General features: G+C 38.6%; 16 protein-coding genes. 4 read left to right on the top strand and 12 right to left on the bottom strand.

Features of this window, described 5'->3' with window-relative positions; genetic code table 11:
• Positions 1–54: 54 nt before the first annotated feature.
• Positions 55–1,284 carry an NAD(P)-dependent malic enzyme gene (locus ACNHOZ_RS00720; RefSeq protein ID WP_028411786.1) on the bottom strand — a complete coding sequence of 410 codons (1,230 nt, stop codon included), beginning with the start codon at positions 1,282–1,284 and terminating at the stop codon, positions 55–57.
• A gap of 201 nt (positions 1,285–1,485) precedes the next feature.
• On the bottom strand, positions 1,486–4,836 hold the full coding sequence (gene dnaE, locus ACNHOZ_RS00715) for a DNA polymerase III subunit alpha (RefSeq protein ID WP_048019691.1): 3,351 nt from the start codon (positions 4,834–4,836) through the stop codon (positions 1,486–1,488).
• A 141-nt stretch (positions 4,837–4,977) separates the two neighbouring features.
• Here dnaE and ACNHOZ_RS00710 point away from each other — a divergent pair, with 141 nt between their 5' ends.
• Complete coding sequence (locus ACNHOZ_RS00710) at positions 4,978–5,313, top strand: YtrH family sporulation protein (protein WP_013059455.1); 336 nt, start codon at positions 4,978–4,980, stop codon at positions 5,311–5,313.
• Positions 5,310–5,828: a sporulation membrane protein YtrI gene (gene ytrI / locus ACNHOZ_RS00705; protein ID WP_014458035.1), complete on the top strand. Its 519-nt coding sequence runs from the start codon at positions 5,310–5,312 to the stop codon at positions 5,826–5,828. Before ACNHOZ_RS00710 ends, ytrI begins: the two co-directional genes overlap by 4 nt.
• Positions 5,829–5,866: 38 nt before the next feature.
• Here the strand turns inward: ytrI and ACNHOZ_RS00700 are convergent, their stop codons facing one another.
• Complete coding sequence (locus ACNHOZ_RS00700) at positions 5,867–6,805, bottom strand: DHH family phosphoesterase (RefSeq protein ID WP_048019690.1); 939 nt, start codon at positions 6,803–6,805, stop codon at positions 5,867–5,869.
• A gap of 251 nt (positions 6,806–7,056) precedes the next feature.
• On the opposite strand from ACNHOZ_RS00700, the gene ACNHOZ_RS00695 reads away from it, so the two are divergent.
• On the top strand, positions 7,057–7,353 hold the full coding sequence (locus ACNHOZ_RS00695) for a YtpI family protein (protein WP_028411789.1): 297 nt from the start codon (positions 7,057–7,059) through the stop codon (positions 7,351–7,353).
• 270 nt (positions 7,354–7,623) lie between these two features.
• On the opposite strand, the gene ACNHOZ_RS00690 is transcribed toward ACNHOZ_RS00695, so the two are convergent.
• The 7 genes from ACNHOZ_RS00690 to ACNHOZ_RS00660 form a co-directional block, all read right to left on the bottom strand.
• Positions 7,624–8,940 (bottom strand): CBS domain-containing protein, encoded by a 1,317-nt coding sequence (locus tag ACNHOZ_RS00690; protein WP_028411790.1) that lies wholly within the window; start codon positions 8,938–8,940, stop codon positions 7,624–7,626.
• A gap of 81 nt (positions 8,941–9,021) precedes the next feature.
• Complete coding sequence (locus ACNHOZ_RS00685) at positions 9,022–9,258, bottom strand: hypothetical protein (RefSeq protein ID WP_033579613.1); 237 nt, start codon at positions 9,256–9,258, stop codon at positions 9,022–9,024.
• Between the two features lie 232 nt (positions 9,259–9,490).
• Positions 9,491–10,168 carry a metal-dependent hydrolase gene (locus tag ACNHOZ_RS00680; RefSeq protein ID WP_033579823.1) on the bottom strand — a complete coding sequence of 226 codons (678 nt, stop codon included), beginning with the start codon at positions 10,166–10,168 and terminating at the stop codon, positions 9,491–9,493.
• Positions 10,169–10,281: 113 nt separating this feature from the next.
• Entirely contained in the window at positions 10,282–11,403 is a 1,122-nt protein-coding gene (gene ald, locus ACNHOZ_RS00675; protein ID WP_048019689.1) for an alanine dehydrogenase, read from the bottom strand.
• A 150-nt stretch (positions 11,404–11,553) separates the two neighbouring features.
• The gene (locus ACNHOZ_RS00670) at positions 11,554–11,721 is read right to left on the bottom strand and encodes a hypothetical protein (protein WP_013059463.1); all 168 of its coding nucleotides are present in this window, start codon (positions 11,719–11,721) and stop codon (positions 11,554–11,556) included.
• A 164-nt stretch (positions 11,722–11,885) separates the two neighbouring features.
• On the bottom strand, positions 11,886–13,274 hold the full coding sequence (gene argH, locus ACNHOZ_RS00665; protein WP_014458026.1) for an argininosuccinate lyase: 1,389 nt from the start codon (positions 13,272–13,274) through the stop codon (positions 11,886–11,888).
• Positions 13,271–14,479, bottom strand: coding sequence for an argininosuccinate synthase (locus tag ACNHOZ_RS00660; RefSeq protein ID WP_033579611.1), 1,209 nt, complete (start codon positions 14,477–14,479; stop codon positions 13,271–13,273). The genes argH and ACNHOZ_RS00660 overlap by 4 nt, the downstream gene beginning before the upstream one ends.
• Before the next feature lie 314 nt (positions 14,480–14,793).
• On the opposite strand from ACNHOZ_RS00660, the gene ACNHOZ_RS00655 reads away from it, so the two are divergent.
• Complete coding sequence (locus ACNHOZ_RS00655) at positions 14,794–15,108, top strand: hypothetical protein (protein WP_028411794.1); 315 nt, start codon at positions 14,794–14,796, stop codon at positions 15,106–15,108.
• 25 nt (positions 15,109–15,133) lie between these two features.
• On the opposite strand, the gene ACNHOZ_RS00650 is transcribed toward ACNHOZ_RS00655, so the two are convergent.
• Together ACNHOZ_RS00650 and ACNHOZ_RS00645 are read right to left on the bottom strand one after the other, a co-directional pair.
• Positions 15,134–15,976 (bottom strand): EcsC family protein, encoded by an 843-nt coding sequence (locus tag ACNHOZ_RS00650; RefSeq protein ID WP_028411795.1) that lies wholly within the window; start codon positions 15,974–15,976, stop codon positions 15,134–15,136.
• 231 nt (positions 15,977–16,207) lie between these two features.
• Positions 16,208–17,398 (bottom strand): acetate kinase, encoded by a 1,191-nt coding sequence (locus ACNHOZ_RS00645; RefSeq protein ID WP_013059468.1) that lies wholly within the window; start codon positions 17,396–17,398, stop codon positions 16,208–16,210.
• Positions 17,399–17,438 lie beyond the last annotated feature (40 nt).

Raw genomic sequence — 17,438 nt, 5'->3', positions numbered from 1 at the left:
CTTTAACAGGCATGCTTGAAGCATCATGCCTGTCAAAGAACAGTTGATGTAACCTTATTCAATAATCGCTAAACGGCGTGTATTTTCAGCTACGGCTTCTGGCTTTACTTTTATTCGGGCAACGCCTGTTTCCATAGCTGCTTTTGCAACAGCTGCGGCTACTGCCGGAGCCACTCGTGCATCAAATGGCCCTGGAATCACATAGTCTGTATTCAAGTCCTCTTCCGTAATTAAATTAGCAATGGCCTCAACTGCAGCCATTTTCATTTTTTCATTAATATGAGTAGCACGCACATCCAGTGCACCTCGGAATATCCCCGGAAACGCTAAGACATTGTTCACTTGATTAGGAAAATCTGAACGTCCGGTGCCGATTACTTTCGCGCCAGCTTTTTTAGCTTCTTCTGGCATAATTTCAGGCACTGGATTTGCCATTGCAAAAATGATTGGGTCTGGATTCATCTTTCCAATCATTTCCGATGTGAGTGCTCCTTCAACCGAAACTCCAATAAATACATCAGCTTCTTCTAACGCATCGGCTAACGTACCTTCTACTTTGCTTCGATTTGTATAGGCTGCAACTTCATCTTTTATACGGTTCATGCCGTGAGGACGCTTGTCATAAATCGTTCCTTTGGAATCACACATAATAATATCGCGCACTCCATAGCTGTATAATAATTTAATAATAGCAATGCCAGCAGCTCCTGCTCCATTCGCTACTACTTTGATTTGTGACATTTTTCTTCCTGTCAGCTTCAGGGCATTAAGAAGACCCGCTACCGTAACAATAGCCGTCCCATGCTGATCATCATGAAAAACCGGGATATTTGTTTCCTTTTTCAACCGCTCTTCAATTTCAAAACAGTTAGGAGCCGCAATATCTTCTAAATTAACGCCTCCAAAAGTTGGTTCTAGCAATTTAACAGTTTCTATAATTTTGTCCACATCTGTCGTGTTTAAACAAATTGGGAATGCATCTACGCCGGCAAAACTTTTAAAAAGGACAGCTTTCCCTTCCATTACTGGCAGAGCAGCTTCAGGGCCTATATTGCCCAAGCCCAATACGGCAGTGCCATCAGATACAACAGCTACCATATTTCCTTTCATCGTATATTCATATACATTGTTTACATCATCATATATTTCTTTGCAAGGTTCTGCTACACCAGGGGAATAAGCAAGGCTTAAATCCTCTGCGTTTCGAACAGGAATTTTGGACTTTGATTCTAGTTTACCTTTGTTAATGCGGTGCATATGCAATGCTTCTTCACGTAAAGACAATGAATTTCACTCCCAATAAACAAAATGATAACAAATACTGCGCCTGAACCATGTTCTTTCCCACACTCATATGATGTTATAAATCCAATTGCATTTCATTTCAAGAAAAACGCATCTAATTCGTATATTTTATAAAAAAACGGTGGTCAGACCACTTTTTTAACTATTTTACCATATAACATCACATGAAATCTGTAAAGACTATATCTTCTTGAACACAACGTGCTTCTCTCCAAGCATTGCTTTTAACGTTTTGATCAACTCATCGCTTCGTTCAACAGAATAGTGAACAGGAAGCTTGACCAATTGACGTTCTGCCTCATAATAAATTTTCACGGGGATTTTCCCTCTATGAGACTGAAAATGCTGATAAATAGTATGAAGCAGCTTTTCCGTACCTTGCTTTGTTTCTATACGTAAGTACAATTCTTCTGACGGTAATTTTTGAACCGCTTCGCTAGCAGCTTCAGCACGTTGACAAACAATTTGCTGCTGCCCATTTCTTTCATCTATCTTTCCATGTATCAGTAAAACCTTACCTTGTTCAAACAGCAGACGATTCTGCTCAAATACGCGGGGAAACGCAACAACTTCTCCTTCTCCACTTTCATCCGTAATGCGCAAAAAGGCCATTTGCTCTCCTTTTTTCGTGCGAATGACGCGAATTTCCAACACAAATACTAAAAGAGAGACCGCTTTTCCTGAAGCGTGTTCTTTCATATCGTGAAGAGAAACAACAGAATAAAAGGAATTCAGTGCTTCATACTGAGAAGCAGGGTGGCTTGATAAATAAAAACCTAGCATATCTTTTTCATACTGAAGCCGATCTTCTATTTTCAGTTCCTCTTTTTCCATATATTTAGGCTTTAACGAAAATTCAGCTCCAAATCCAAAGTCATCATCAGGGAGCACCAAGCTTGCATGTTCAAATGCTACATCAATGGTTGCTAATAAAGTTGCTCGATTTTCTCCAAATTCATCAAAGCCTCCGGACAAAATCAAAGCTTCAAGCGCTTTTTTATTCACGGCTTTTGGTGAAACACGTGCACAAAAATCAAATAAGTCTTCAAATCTTTTTTTCTTTCTCTCTTCTGTTATTTCCTGCATAGCTGCCGCACCAATATGTTTAATCGCTGCAAGGCTATATCTTATTCTTTCACCTTCTACATTAAACGAATACATGCTCTTGTTAATAGAAGGTGGGAGAACTTGTATTTTTTTTCTTTTGAGTTCATTAATATATTGAGCAATTTTCCCTTCGTTTCCAATAACGCTCGTTAACAACGCTGAAAAGAACTGTAGCGGATAATGTGTTTTTAAATAAGCTAACTGATAGGCCACCATACTGTAAGCAACGGCATGGCTCCGGTTGAAGCCATAATCAGCAAAGCGCACAATAAGGTCATAGACCCGATTAGCAACGGATAGGTTATATCCTTTCTTCTCGCTTCCTTGAACAAAATGTGCTCGTTCACGATCAAGCACGGATCGTTCTTTTTTACTAACTGCTCTTCTCAATAAATCTGCTTCTCCAAGAGAAAAACCGGCCATCTTTGAAGCAATCTGCATAATTTGCTCCTGATACACGATAACGCCATGGGTGGATTGTAAAATGCCTTGAAGCGTGGGATGGTCATATATGACGCTCTCCACTCCGTGCTTGCGCTTAATATAAGTTGGAATATTTTCCATCGGACCGGGTCTATACAGCGCGTTAACTGCTACAATATCTTCTAGCTCTGTAGGTTTTAATTGCTGAAGAACCCTTCTCATTCCATCTGACTCTAGCTGAAAAATCCCTGTCGTATCTCCTTTGCTCAGCAGTTCAAAAGTTTTCTGATCGTTAAATGGAATACGAGACAGTGACAGCTTTTGGTTCATGTCCCGCTCAATTTTCTTTAAAATGTGATCTAAAATGGTTAAGTTACGCAAACCTAAGAAGTCCATTTTCAAAAGCCCAACGTCTTGCAGAGCTTCCATTGGATATTGAGTCAGATATACATCATCATGTCCTTCTTGTACAGCTATAGATTGCGTCAGCGGCTTCTCACTGATCACAACGCCTGCTGCGTGTGTGGAAGTATGCCTTGGCAGTCCTTCTATCTTCATGGCAATGTTATACCATTGCTTTCTGGCTTCATTTTCTGCTAAATAAGTTTGAAGAACTCTTGAATCACGAAGAGCGCTTTTTAACGTTGTACCTGGTTTAGTTGGAATCGCTTTAGACATTTTATTTAACGCCTCTTGATCAAATCCCATCACTCTTCCTACATCACGTACGGCTGCTTTAGCCGCTAATGTTCCAAATGTAATAATTTGAGCTACATGCAGCGCTCCATATTTTTGAGCCACATACTGAATGACTTGATCCCGTTTATTATCAGGAAAATCGATATCAATATCAGGCATCGAAATACGTTCAGGATTTAAAAAGCGCTCAAAGAGAAGCTGATGCTGAATTGGATCAACATTTGTAATTCGTAAGGCGTATGAAACTAGTGAGCCCGCCGCTGAGCCACGACCTGGACCTGTTAAAATACCATGTTCATGAGCATAATTCATAAAATCCCACACGATAAGGAAGTAATCGCTAAAGCGCATACTTTCAATAATGTTCAGCTCATAATCTAAGCGTTTCTGGTATTGTTCCGTGATCACTTGAACTCTTTCTTGCAGTCCTTTCTCGCAAAGAGTGCGTAAGTAGGTTGATGATGTAACGGACGGAGGAACAGGGTATTTTGGAATAGACATGACGCCTAGAGAAATTTTAAGCTCGCATCGTCTTGCGATTTTTATACTTTCTTCTATTAAAAAATGCTGATCATGAAAGAGAACTTCCATTTCATGAGGTGATTTGAAATAGTACTCGCTGCTTTCTTCTTGCACCTGTTCACCGCTATGTAATTTCTCTCCGTCTCGAATAGCCGCTAAGCAATCATATGCGTCCCGATCTTCTTTTTTTAAATATTTCACTTGATTCGTTGCTACGAGCGGGACATTTTCTTCAGCAGCAAGCTCCGTTAACTGCTGATTTATCAAAGCTTCATCCTGTCCGTGGCGCTGTATAGATATATACAAAGACTGAGAATATACTTTTTTAAAGAATTGAAGCACTCGCTTTGCATCTTGAAGTTTGTTTTCTGCTAGCAGAGTTTCTACTTCTCCCCTTACGCCAGGTGTAATAGCAATCAGCCCGCTGCTATAATGCTGGAGCCATTTTTTCTTTACACCGTGTTTTTCCTTTGTTTGAACTAAACTGCTTAGTTTTAATAGATTTTCATAGCCTTTATCATTTTCTGCTAGCAAAACTAAAGGATACGCTTGCTCGCTTTCTTCATGTTCCAAAATTGATAGTGTAAGCCCAATAATCGGCTTAATCCCCGCTTTCACGCAGGCTTTATAAAAAGGAATGACTCCGTACATTACATTTTCATCGGTCAAAGCAATCGCTTCATAGTTCATTTTTTTAGCTGTTTCTACAAGTTCATGAATACGAACGGAACTGCTTAGTAAGCTATAAGAACTTTGAAGCTGTAAGTGAACAAAAGGCACAGGACTTCCCACCTTTCTTTAATTCTTTATTCTCATTATAAATTTTGTTGAGGGCGTAGACAAATTACATAACTCTGAACGTTTGTCCATATATATGTAGGAAGCATGAGTTATCAATAAAATAGTAAAGGAGGACGCGTCATGACAAAAGAGCCTTTTATGTCTCTTTTCATTTGGAGTTACTTTACTTCATTAGGTATTATTTTAGGCGGTTCATTAATCGGAGCATTTGCGGGGTTCTTAATTGGAAAATCTCCCCTGTACGTTATGCATACCCTCAGCAATAGCTTAAAAATCTGGGCAATTGTCGGAGCCATCGGAGGAACATTTGATACGTTTTACAGCTTTGAGCGAGGACTCTTTGAAGGAGCAACAAAAGATGTATTCAAACAAATTCTTTTAATTCTATCCGCTATGGGAGGAGCTCAGACCGGGGCTCTGATCATCAAGTGGTTAACGCAGGAGCACTTTGTATGAGAGTACCCAGCGAGCGAATGTTCAAGCGCTCCGACTGGCAGCGTTTTTTTGCCGGTATTGTCATTGGAGCAATTGTCAGCTGGGGAGTGTTTTTAACAATTTACGGCGTTTCAAGAGATAGAGAGCTAGAGGAGATTCGAATTGCTAATGATAAGCTAAAAAAAGCAAATTTGCAAATTAGCGCATGGCAAGAAGATGTAAAAGCATTAAACAAGGAAATGAAGCAGCATTTGATTATTCAAAATGTGAAAGTAAAATTAGTGAACGGCCATCGTTATAAAGTAAACTCTGTGGTGGAATACAATATTCAAAAAAGCGTCGACGAAGAAGCGCAGCACTTAATTGCCCAAGATATTGAAAGTGCGTATCGAAGCAGGGATATCTTAAAAAAAGCAATTGAAAACAAAAAATACGAATTCGATAAAACGATTTATGAAGTTGAAGTTCATCAAATTTATTTTTATACAACGCTTTCGATTGAAGTTCGAATTAAAAAGATGGAAAAAGTACTATAAAAAGCCGCTGATTTAAAATCAACGGCTTATTTTACAGATTACTCCTGACTGCAGAGCTCTTCTAAATCAAGTAGTAAAGGCTCTACTTCTTCCCATGAGTCAATGGAAGCGCCGGACGCAAGAGGATGGCCTCCTCCGTTGTATTTTCTAGCAATTGTATTAATCACAAGCTCTTTTGAACGCAGGCGGACCCGAATCTGATTTTCTTCTTCTACAAAAAATACCCACGTTTTCACTCCATCAATTTGTCCTAACGAGCCGACTAGCTGAGAGGCATCAGCAGGTGTCACATCATATTTGCGAAGAATTTCATTCGGAATTTTCATGTGAGCAACTCCCGCTGGAGACATCGTGAAGTTTTGCAGCACATATCCATGTAAGTGAGCGACGTTTTCTTTTGTTTTGTATAGCTGATCATATACATCCTTAAAATTGAAGCCATATTGAATCAATTCACTTGCATAGCAAAACGTTTTCGGCTTTGTATTTGGAAATAAAAATCGGCCCGTATCACCGACAATACCAGTGAAAATTAACTTTGCTCCTTCATCATTAAGAGCTAACCCCTTTTCTTTTCCTTCCAAGTAAAATTCATAAATCATTTCACTTGTTGAAGAAGCAGACGTCTCAATCCAAAGTAAATCACCGTAAGGAGTTTGATTCGGATGGTGATCGATTTTAATGATCATTTTTCCACTTGCGTAGCGCTGATCTGATACACGCGCTTCATTCGCCGTATCACAAACGATGACAAGCGCATCTTCATAGGTGTCATCGGCGATATCATCCATACGGTATAAAAATTTTAACGACTCCGCTTCTTCTCCCGTTACGTATACCTTCTTCTCCGGAAAAGATGTTTTTAACAATTCCGCTAATCCGCACTGAGATCCGTATGCATCTGGATCTGGACGAATGTGCCTGTGAATAATGATGGTGTCAAACTGCTTAATAGCTTCTAATATTTGTGCTTTCATTTTCTCTCTCCTGTCAATACTGTTCTTGTTTTATGTACGTACCACATGCACTTATATTTCCACAGCGCTGTATCCATAATCTTTATTAAATCATATCTCTTCTCCTTTTTAAAAGAAGAATCAATCAATAGTAGAATTTTCTGTTATTGACCTGTAAAATAATAGATACTATTGTAAACACTTTCAACACTACGCATTACTAGCATCTAGGAACATTACGGATAGAAATACACCGGACTGGAGGGGCGTCTGTGCCATTTTTTATGATTTTAATCGTTGTGTCCTTTGTTTTCTACATGTATTTAAAAGTAAAATACGTACGTTCAAAACGCCCAATGGAACGAAAGTGGATTTCCGCTAAGTCGAGTATTTGTCTTGGCTCTTTTGTATTATTTTTTGGGATCAATCAATGGTTTATTTACGAAACAAACCTTTCGCTTATCATCGGCATATTATTTGTATTATTCGGTTCAGGTAGCATAATAGCAGGTGTCAAAGCTTATAAGTACTATCAGCCTTATGCAATAAAAGAAGCAGATCAAATGTAAAAAAGGCTGAGGCATAACGAGAGGAATCCAATCTAAAGACGAACAAATGGGAGACATGAGCTGAACCGCTTGAGACACCGCCGTTGATTTCCGTGCAAGACTTCGCTTTCCGCGGGAGTCTTCGTCTTGCCCTCCAATCAATGGCTAGAAGAATCTCAACAGGTGAAACCTACGTTTACCCTAACAAAAAAAACGAACCACTCATCAACATGGTTGATAAATGGTTCGTTTTTCACTTCGTCTAACATACTTTTGTCCCAGCTTCTTTTTTTATACTCTGTCCAATAACTGAGCCATCATCATCGCTTTTCCTACTACAACTCCGGCGTTGTAGACTTCTACATCTAATTTAGCAAACTTCCGACCAAGTTCTAATAGCTTAGGGCGAATTTCAATTACACTTTCAATTTGAACCGGTTTAATAAAATAAACGGTAATGTTTTCAATAACCAAATCACCTTTTTTATATAAGCGCAGAACACGATTGGCAGCTTCCGTCACAATAGTAGTAAAAACTCCGTATGAAATAGTTCCCATATAATTTGTCATTTGTGGCGTTACTTCACAGCGATAGACAGGTGCTTCCTTTGTCTCTTGTACGTCCATAAATTGATTCGTTACAATGTCATCAATGGTTTCTCCTACCTGTGGTTGACGCTGAATCATTTGCAGCGCTTTTAAGACATCTTGACGGCTGATAATGCCTTCTAGTCGGTGGTAATCGTCCACTACAGGCAGCACTTCAATCCCTTCCCATACCATCATATGAGCGGAAGAAGCGACCGATGTTTTCCCGTGAACGGTCATCGGATTTTTCGTCATCACTTTTTCAATCGAAGTGGAAAGATCATATCCAATAACATCTTTTGAGGTAACCATTCCATGAACTTTCATATGCTGATCTACTACAGGAAAACGACTGTGGTGCGTTTGATCGTTACATTCGTGCCATTTTTCAATCGTATCGGTTAACTGCAAGCTAACCGCTTCAGAGACGGGTGTTAAAATATCCTCGACAAGCACAATTTCTTTTTTTATCAACTGATCATAGATAGCCCGATTAATCATCGTTGCAACTGTAAATGTATCATAGCTCGTTGAAATAATAGGAAGCTTAAGATCATCCGCAAGCTTCTTAACCCATTCTTCCGTATCAAAGCCGCCCGTAATTAAAACGGCTGCGCCTGCTTCAAGGGCTAATTCATGAGCGTTTACTCGATTCCCTACGATAAGAAGGTTTCCGGCCTCGGTATACCTCATCATAGCATCAAGCTTCATCGCTCCAATAACAAACTTATTTAACGTTTTATGCAAACCTTCACGTCCGCCCAGCACTTGTCCATCTACAATGTTTACTACTTCGGCAAACGTGAGCTTTTCAATGTTTTCTTTCTTCTTTCGTTCAATTCGAATAGTCCCTACTCGTTCAATCGTTGAAACATATCCTTTATTTTCCGCATCTTTTATTGCTCGGTACGCCGTGCCTTCACTGACAGTCAGTTCTTTGGCAATTTGGCGCACTGAAATTTTTTCACCAATTGGAAGCGAATCGATATACTGTAAAATTTGCTCATGTTTTGTCGCCACGTGTACTTCACCCTTCTAAAACGTTTTTACGTTTCATATGTCTTTTCTTTTATTATACGGGGGAAGTGAAATGGATTCAATCTAACCTCTTTGACGCAAAGGCTTTCTCGCACTATTTTTTTGAATACCTGTCTTTTTACGGCGCGGTGCATAAAGTAGTGATGACAAATTGCCTCCGGCTACAAAAAGAGCAAAGGTAAGCCAGCTTATACTAAAAATCCCTTGCAAACTCGCAGTTGTTAACACTAAGTGCGGCATTGCATAGTAAAGCATCACTCCGCATAGTAAAAGCGATAAAATAACTCGATTTTTTTCCATAACTCTCCCTCCTTATTATTACTATCGTATGCGGGAAAGTAAAAAAAGCAGAACGTTTCTTTGCAAATAAAAAGAGATTAAGACATAACTGCATCGATTCAATCTAAAGATGAACAAATGTGAAACCTACGTTCACCTTAACAATAAAAAAAGAACGAGTGATCGATATTATCAATCACTCGTTCTTTTTTAACTTTAACTGAAATCGTTTTGTCCCAGCCTTTATTTATGATTAAAGATCCAATCCTTCTCCAACTTTCAATACTTTTCCTTCAATACCAGATAAAGACTCAACAAATTGATGAGGATCTTGCTTAATTACAGGAAATGTATTGTAGTGAATTGGCACAACAAGCTTTGCCTGCACCCATTCCGCTGCGATAGCCGCATCTTCAGGTCCCATTGTAAAGTTATCTCCAATTGGAAGAAATGCTACGTCAGGCTCATGGCGACCAATTAACTTTAAATCAGAAAATAAAGCCGTATCTCCAGCATGATAAATTGTCTTTCCTTCAATCGTTAAAAGCAAACCAGCCGGCATTCCTGTATAAATAATTTTCTCATTATTTTCTGTATAACTTGAACCGTGGAAAGCTTGTGTCAATTTTACCGTACCAAAATCAAATGTATAGGCTCCGCCTATGCTCATTGGATGTACGTTTAAGCCTTGCCAGCTAAGATATGTAGCTAATTCTGCTACTGCCACAACAAGTGCACCGCTGCGCTTAGCAATTTCCACCGTGTCGCCTACATGATCATTATGGCCATGAGTCAGTAAAATCACATCTGCTTTTACATCTTCAGCATGTAAATCTGTTAATTCATTTCCAGTGATAAACGGGTCAATTAAAATTGTTTTTCCTTTTGTTTCAATTTTAACAACAGAATGTCCATGATAAGAAACGTGCATCATATATTCTCTCCTTTTACACTAACCTTTTCTATATTCTACCCGTCTGTTTTGGTTACAAAACAAGTGAATACGCGGCTATCATATCACAAACTGCGCAAAAACATGCCTTATTATGCTTGCTCTAATAAAGTTGTTGCATCAGCGTAAGTTAGACCGTGTGCATCTGCAACAGCCGCGTAAGTGACAAACCCATTTAGGGTGTTGATGCCTTGAAGAAGGGAAGGGTTTTTTAAGCACGCTTTTTTATATCCCTGATTTGCTATTTGCAAAGCATAAGGAACCGTTACGTTGGTCAGCGCTAAGGTCGACGTGCGGGGAACAGCCCCTGGCATATTAGCAACAGCATAATGCAAGACCTCATGCTTCGAGTAAGTCGGGTTATCGTGAGTAGTAATACGATCAGTTGTTTCAAAAATTCCGCCTTGGTCAATGGCAATATCAACCACAACTGACCCTTTTGACATCGTTTGAACCATTTCCTCGGTTACAAGCTTTGGCGCTTTAGCTCCCGGTATGAGAACCGCTCCTATCACTAAATCTGACTCTTTTACAGATTGTGCGATATTGTAGTGATTTGACATTAATGTTGTCACTTCTTTACCAAACAAATCATCCAGCTGGCGAAGGCGATCAGCGTTTAAATCAATTATTGTGACATCAGCCCCTAATCCGACCGCAATTTTAGCAGCGTTGGTTCCCGCTACTCCTCCTCCAATAATTGTTACTTTTCCTCTTTGCACGCCTGGCACTCCACTTAACAAAATCCCTTTGCCACCTTTGGTTTTTTCTAAAAATTGAGCTCCAATTTGAGAAGACATTCTTCCTGCAACTTCGCTCATCGGCGTTAACAGAGGCAAGCTTTTATTTGGAAGCTGTACCGTTTCATAAGCGATACCCACTACCTTTTTATCAATCAATGCTTTCGTTAACGCTTCTTCAGCTGCCAAATGTAAATACGTAAACAAAATAAGTCCTTCACGAAAATATCCGTATTCTTCTGAAATCGGTTCTTTTACTTTCATAACCATTTTAGCATCCCATGCTTCTTTTGCAGTATTTACAATAGAAGCTCCTGCATTTGTGTAATCTTCATCATGGAATCCAGAGCCTTCTCCTGCCTGTGTTTCAATATATACATCATGCCCACCGTTAACTAAAGCTGTAACACCAGCTGGAGTAATAGCCACGCGATTTTCATTATTTTTTACTTCTTTCGGCACTCCAATTTTCACCTTTATCCCTCTTTTCTTATATCAGTGATTAACTGAAAAAAGAACGCCACACCAAATCCTTTAGAAAACCGGATTTACTATGACGTTACCTTTCGATAGAGCTCAGCATAATCCTGCTTTTCTTAGTCTATATACAGTATATGCATGTAGTTATTCATATAGTTCGTTATCACTCTGTGCTTCTGGATTTTCAACTACAGAAGCCATAGCATCGCCAATAACGCCGCTTGAATAAGAATCCATTAGCTGTCTTGATGTCTCTTTTTCTCCTTCAAAATCATATTCATATACATGCTGCGGATGTTTTTTGTCTTTCATATGTCACTTCTCCTTTTTCACTCTATTTTCTTTACAAATGTGAACTTTATTTCATAATCCCTTACATGATCTTTTCTATTTTCTTCTTAATTGCTCTAGTTATACCATTTATCTCACATCAAAAAACGCCCGCAGAATTTTCTGCGGACGTTTTGAAAACTGTTTTATATTGAAGCTTTTTCATGCAATTCATCTTTAGCTAGCTGAATTGCTTTTTTCACTTGTTCAAACCCTGTTCCTCCCGCGCTATTGCGGCGATTAACAGCTGTTTTTGGACTTAATACATGGTAGATGTCTTCCTCAAATAAATCTGACGCTTCTTTATATTGCTCGAGCGGCAAATCCATTAGGTAGATATTTTTCTGAATACAAACGAGAACTAGTTTCCCAACCACTTCATGTGCTTCACGAAACGGCATACCTTTTGCAGCAAGATAGTCAGCTAACTCCGTTGCATTTGAAAAATCTTGTTTCGTAGCTTTTTCCATAACATTTGTTTTTACTGTCATTGTTTCAATCATGCCAGCAAAGATTGTTAAGCAGCCTTCAATCGTTGTAACCGTATCGAACATGCCTTCTTTATCTTCTTGCAAGTCTTTGTTGTATGTTAAAGGCGTGCCTTTTAACACAGTCAACAAGCTAAATAAATGACCATATACTCGTCCTGTTTTACCACGAATTAACTCTGCCATATCAGGATTTTTCTTTTGAGGCATAATACTGCTGCCAGTTGCATACGTATCATCCATTTCAATAAATTGAAACTCTTGACTAGACCATAAAATTAACTCTTCACAAAAACGAGATAAATGCATCATTAAAATAGAACTGTTGCTTAAAAACTCTAAAATAAAGTCACGGTCGCTGACAGCATCCATACTGTTTTGATAAATTCCATTAAAGCCTAGAAGCTCCGCGCTGTAATGACGATCAATTGGAAATGTCGTACCAGCTAAAGCTCCTGCTCCTAAAGGAGATAAATCAATACGCTTTAGTGATTCCGCATAACGCTCAGCATCACGCTTAAACATTGAAACATAAGCCATTAGATGATGAGCAAAAGAAACCGGCTGCGCGCGCTGTAAATGTGTGTAGCCTGGAAAAATAGTTTCGACATGCTGATCTGCTTTTGTAAGCAGCACATCTTCTAGATTTTCGATCAGTCCTACAATTTGCTGAACATGCTTTTTTAAATATAAGTGCATATCTGTAGCAACTTGATCATTACGGCTTCGACCCGTATGAAGCTTACCTCCAACCGGACCAATTTCATCAATTAATAGCTTTTCTAAATTCAAATGAATATCTTCATATTGAGCAGAAAATGTTAATTCTTTCTTCTTAGCTTTTTCAAGCAGTGTTTGAAGGCCTTTTTTAATTTGTGACGCTTCATCTCCAGAAAGAATGCTGCATTTCTCAAGCATTGTTACATGTGCTAAACTGCCTTCAATATCTTCTTCTACAAGATGCTGATCAAATGAAATGGACGCACCGAACTCGTCAATCCATTGTTCAGGGCGTTTCGTAAAACGCCCTCCCCAAAGTTTGGTCATACCGTTGTCACCTTCTTTTGATTTACCATGCTGCTCACTTGTGTTGGAAGACCCCATAATGAGATAAAACCAACTGCTGCATTGTGATCAAATTCATCTTCTTTTGTATATGTTGCAAGTTTTTCATTGTATAAAGAATTAGGAGATTTACGTCCCTCTACGATAGCATGCCCTTTAAATAATTTTACTCTCACTGTTCCGTTCACATATTGCTGCGTGTCTTTTAAGAATGCAAGCAGGGAATTTGTTAATGGAGAGAACCATAAACCCTCATAGATAACTTCTGTTAATTTTTTCTCAATCACTGGTTTGAAGTGCGCGACTTCTTTCACTAATGTTAAATCTTCAAGCTCTTTGTGTGCTTTGATTAATGTCATAGCAGCTGGACACTCATATACTTCACGTGATTTGATTCCCACAAGACGGTTTTCTACATGATCAATACGTCCCACTCCGTGCTTACCTGCAATTTCATTCAATTCTAGAATTAACTGAGCTAGCGTATAAGATTGACCATTTAATGCTACTGGAACACCTTCAACGAATTCAATTTCTACTACATCGGCTGTGTCCGGAGTATTTTCAAGAGAAGCCGTTAGGTCATATGCTTCTTCAGGTGGAGCTGCCCAAGGATCTTCAAGAACGCCGCACTCGTTACTTCTTCCCCATAAGTTTTGGTCAATTGAAAATGGGCTGTCTAAGTTAATTGGAATTGGAATATTCTTTTCTTTTGCATACTCGATTTCTTCTTCACGAGACCATTTCCAGTCACGAACAGGAGCTAAAACTTCTAAGTGTGGATTTAATGCTTTAATTGATACTTCGAAACGCACTTGGTCATTTCCTTTTCCCGTACATCCATGTGCGACAGCTACTGCATTTTCTTGTTCTGCTACTTCTACAAGCTTTTTAGCGATTAGCGGTCTAGATAGTGCAGATACTAATGGATATTTTCCTTCATATAACGTGTGTGCTTGAAGTGCTGCTAATGCAAATGTATTAGCATATTCTTCTTTTGCATCAATCACATATGACGATACCGCTCCAACTGTTAAGGCTTTTTCTTTAACGAATTTTAAATCTTTTCCTTCGCCTACGTCTAAACAGCAAGCCACCACATCGTACCCTTTTTCTTGTAACCATTTAATTGCAACTGATGTATCTAAACCTCCGGAATATGCTAAAACAACTTTTGGATTACTCATCATCTATTCCTCCTACAAATTATATATATATTAATACAACCGTTTTAATTTTTATTCATTTAATCTACTATTACTTTAACAACTTTTTAATCTATTTTCAATAGTTATTCAAAAAAAAGTATATAAATTCACGTTTTTTTTAATTTAATAGGATAAAAGCTTTTAAAATACTGTAAAAATAGACGTGAATGAATATTCCTGCCTTAAATGCATTGTATATTTATATGCATAAATCAAGTATAAATGATTTATTTTTCACTTAAAGTAGCTCTGGCTTTTGTCATTGTATAAAATGGAAGGGAAGAGGTGAAAAAATGGAGCGCTTTTTTACTTATGATAACAGACTCGGTATAAAAATTCCTGCTCTTGAAAGAGAATGGACATTCTATTCTGAAAAAGTTCAGCAGGATATCCTCCTAACATGGGAATCCATTCGAGGGCAAATTCCAGACAAAATTCAATCTGTAGAAAAGAGAATTAATCAAAAACAAGCGGCGTTAGAAGATGAGACTAATTTTATCCGCTCCTGTGAATTAAATAGCGAGATAGGAGAACTTGCTTCTATTATTAATGATTTGTGGATTTGGTATCGAACAAATGAGGAAATATCAAAAAAAGTTCACGGATAGACAAAAAAACGAGTCTCATGAAAAATTAATGAGACTCGTTTTTCTTATCCAGCAAATAGCGGTATTGGTAAAAGCGCTTCGCATAATCTGTCACTTGTTTGGCCATTCGATAATTCATCCCTCCGCCAACCATCATACTCACAATTGGCAAACGATTATAAACTTTTCGCTTCGCAGCAAATATAGCTAGCGTTTTTCCAATTTGCACAACGATTTTTTGCAGCCACGTCTTATCTACAATTTGATCAACACCTTCATAAAAATACGGGTCAAATTCTTGGCTTAGCTCACTCTTTAATTGATGCCACCCCTCAGCCTGAAGGTGTCTAGGTAACGTTGCTGCATGAAAAACTTTTAGCGTTAGCATAAGCTCTGAAGGAGTCTGGATATGATAGCCGTAGCTCATTGCTGCCTGTTGCACCGCTTGAATATTCATGCATAAAACAGCGGGTATATCAATACCGACTAGCAGCGATTGGCCGGTTCCTGAAAGTGCTCCTTGACTCAGCGCATACAACCGCAGCTTGGCCATTTGCTGTTCGCATATATAAGAAAGCTGATCTACTTGAAGGGAATTCATTTCTGACAGATCTGTGATATCTTCTTTGAATACACGGGCGGTTTCAATAATTCGTTTTGTCGCTTGAGTTTGCATTTCCGTACCTTGAATTAATGCAGTTAACTGAAAGAGTCCCTCATCAATTTTATGTAAATAGGTCTCACGAACAGAAGCAGGAATTAAGTTAAGCCCTTTTTCTAACCATTCTTCGTACAATAACTCCATCTCAGTTGCTTCTACGCTCTGTAAGCTCTCTTCCCATTTATAGATTTCTTCCAAAAGCTGTTCTTCGCGATTCGTTAATATCATCATGTCACCCTTTCAAGAAATAAGTAGTTTTATTTTTATTATAACAAATAATGCATCCGTTACATTTTGCTTCCTATATTATTTCTTTCTTCTATACGTTGTAAACCTTCTTTCAACCGTCAGCTCCTTACGCTATATAAAAAAGCTGATTTCCTAACAAGGAAATCAGCTTTTCGTTAGTTTGCCTGACAATTTATGAGAATTCATGCATTGAAGAGGCACTTTATGAACTTAAATATTCGCTAAACGAGTAACGTCACGTGCAATCATAACTTCTTCGTCTGTAGGAATAACCATAACTTTAACTGGAGAATGAGGGTAGCTAATAAATGCTTCTTCTCCTTGTACACTATTTAAAGCTGGATCCCAATAAACGCCCATGAACTCTAAACCACGAAGAACGCGAGCACGTACAACATCACTGTTTTCTCCAATACCTGCTGTGAAGATGATTGCATCTACACCAGACATACGAGCAGCATAAGAACCGATATATTTATGAATACGGCTAGCAAATACTTCAAGTGCTGTTTCAGCGCGTTCATTGCCTTCAGCGCTTGCTTTGATTAGATCACGTAGGTCACTAGAAATACCAGATACACCTAAAAGACCACTTTCTTTATTTAATACATTTAATACTTCGTCAGCAGTTTTTCCTGTTTTCTCCATAATAAATGGAATTAATGCAGGGTCAATGTTACCTGAACGAGTTCCCATTGCTACACCAGCTAATGGTGTGAAGCCCATTGATGTATCAATTGACTTTCCGCCTTCAATTGCAGCGATACTTGCACCGTTACCTAAGTGACAAGAGATTAAGCGTAATTGTTCAATTGGGCGTCCAAGAAGCTCAGCTGCACGCTCAGAAACATATTTATGAGATGTGCCGTGGAAACCGTATTTACGAACGCCATACTTTTCATAGTACTCGTACGGTAAGCTGTACAAGAATGATTTTTCTGGCATTGTTTGATGGAATGCTGTATCGAAGACTGCTACAGCTGGAACATTTGGAAGAATATCTTGGAACGCTTTAATTCCCACAATGTTTGCTGGGTTGTGAAGCGGTGCTAAATCAGATAAAGCTTCAATTTCCGCTAGTGTTTCATCTGTGATTAAAACAGAGTCAGCAAATTTCTCTCCGCCGTGTACGACACGGTGACCTACACCAGTGATTTCATCGTATGATTGAATGATGTTTTGAGAAAGTAACTTTTCAACTAAAATTTTAACTGCAACAGCATGGTCAGGGATTTCTGTAATATCCGTTTGTTTTTCACCATTTACCGAGATCGTGAAAACAGCGTTATCTAAACCAATTCGTTCTACTAAACCTTTTGTTAATACCGTCTCACTTGGCATTTCAAATAATTGAAACTTAAGTGAAGAACTGCCGGCGTTGATTGCCATGATTTTTGACATAAAAAAACAGCTCCTTCTTTATTATACGTGCATCATAAAC

The organism is Priestia sp. D51 (assembly GCF_053345675.1).
The sequence above is the reverse complement of the archived record's forward strand: the minus strand, read 5'-3'. Positions and strand labels throughout refer to the sequence as shown.

Bases quoted from the DNA above. Each gene is read 5' to 3' on its own strand.
- ACNHOZ_RS00710 (WP_013059455.1), top strand. From the start codon at position 4,978: ATGACAAAAGAGCCTTTTATGTCTCTTTTCATTTGGAGTTACTTTACT.
- ytrI (WP_014458035.1), top strand. From the start codon at position 5,310: ATGAGAGTACCCAGCGAGCGAATGTTCAAGCGCTCCGACTGGCAGCGT.
- ACNHOZ_RS00700 (WP_048019690.1), bottom strand. From the start codon at position 6,805: ATGAAAGCACAAATATTAGAAGCTATTAAGCAGTTTGACACCATCATT.
- ACNHOZ_RS00685 (WP_033579613.1), bottom strand. From the start codon at position 9,258: ATGGAAAAAAATCGAGTTATTTTATCGCTTTTACTATGCGGAGTGATG.
- ACNHOZ_RS00680 (WP_033579823.1), bottom strand. From the start codon at position 10,168: ATGCACGTTTCTTATCATGGACATTCTGTTGTTAAAATTGAAACAAAA.
- ACNHOZ_RS00670 (WP_013059463.1), bottom strand. From the start codon at position 11,721: ATGAAAGACAAAAAACATCCGCAGCATGTATATGAATATGATTTTGAA.
- argH (WP_014458026.1), bottom strand. From the start codon at position 13,274: ATGACCAAACTTTGGGGAGGGCGTTTTACGAAACGCCCTGAACAATGG.
- ACNHOZ_RS00660 (WP_033579611.1), bottom strand. From the start codon at position 14,479: ATGAGTAATCCAAAAGTTGTTTTAGCATATTCCGGAGGTTTAGATACA.
- ACNHOZ_RS00655 (WP_028411794.1), top strand. From the start codon at position 14,794: ATGGAGCGCTTTTTTACTTATGATAACAGACTCGGTATAAAAATTCCT.
- ACNHOZ_RS00650 (WP_028411795.1), bottom strand. From the start codon at position 15,976: ATGATATTAACGAATCGCGAAGAACAGCTTTTGGAAGAAATCTATAAA.
- ACNHOZ_RS00645 (WP_013059468.1), bottom strand. From the start codon at position 17,398: ATGTCAAAAATCATGGCAATCAACGCCGGCAGTTCTTCACTTAAGTTT.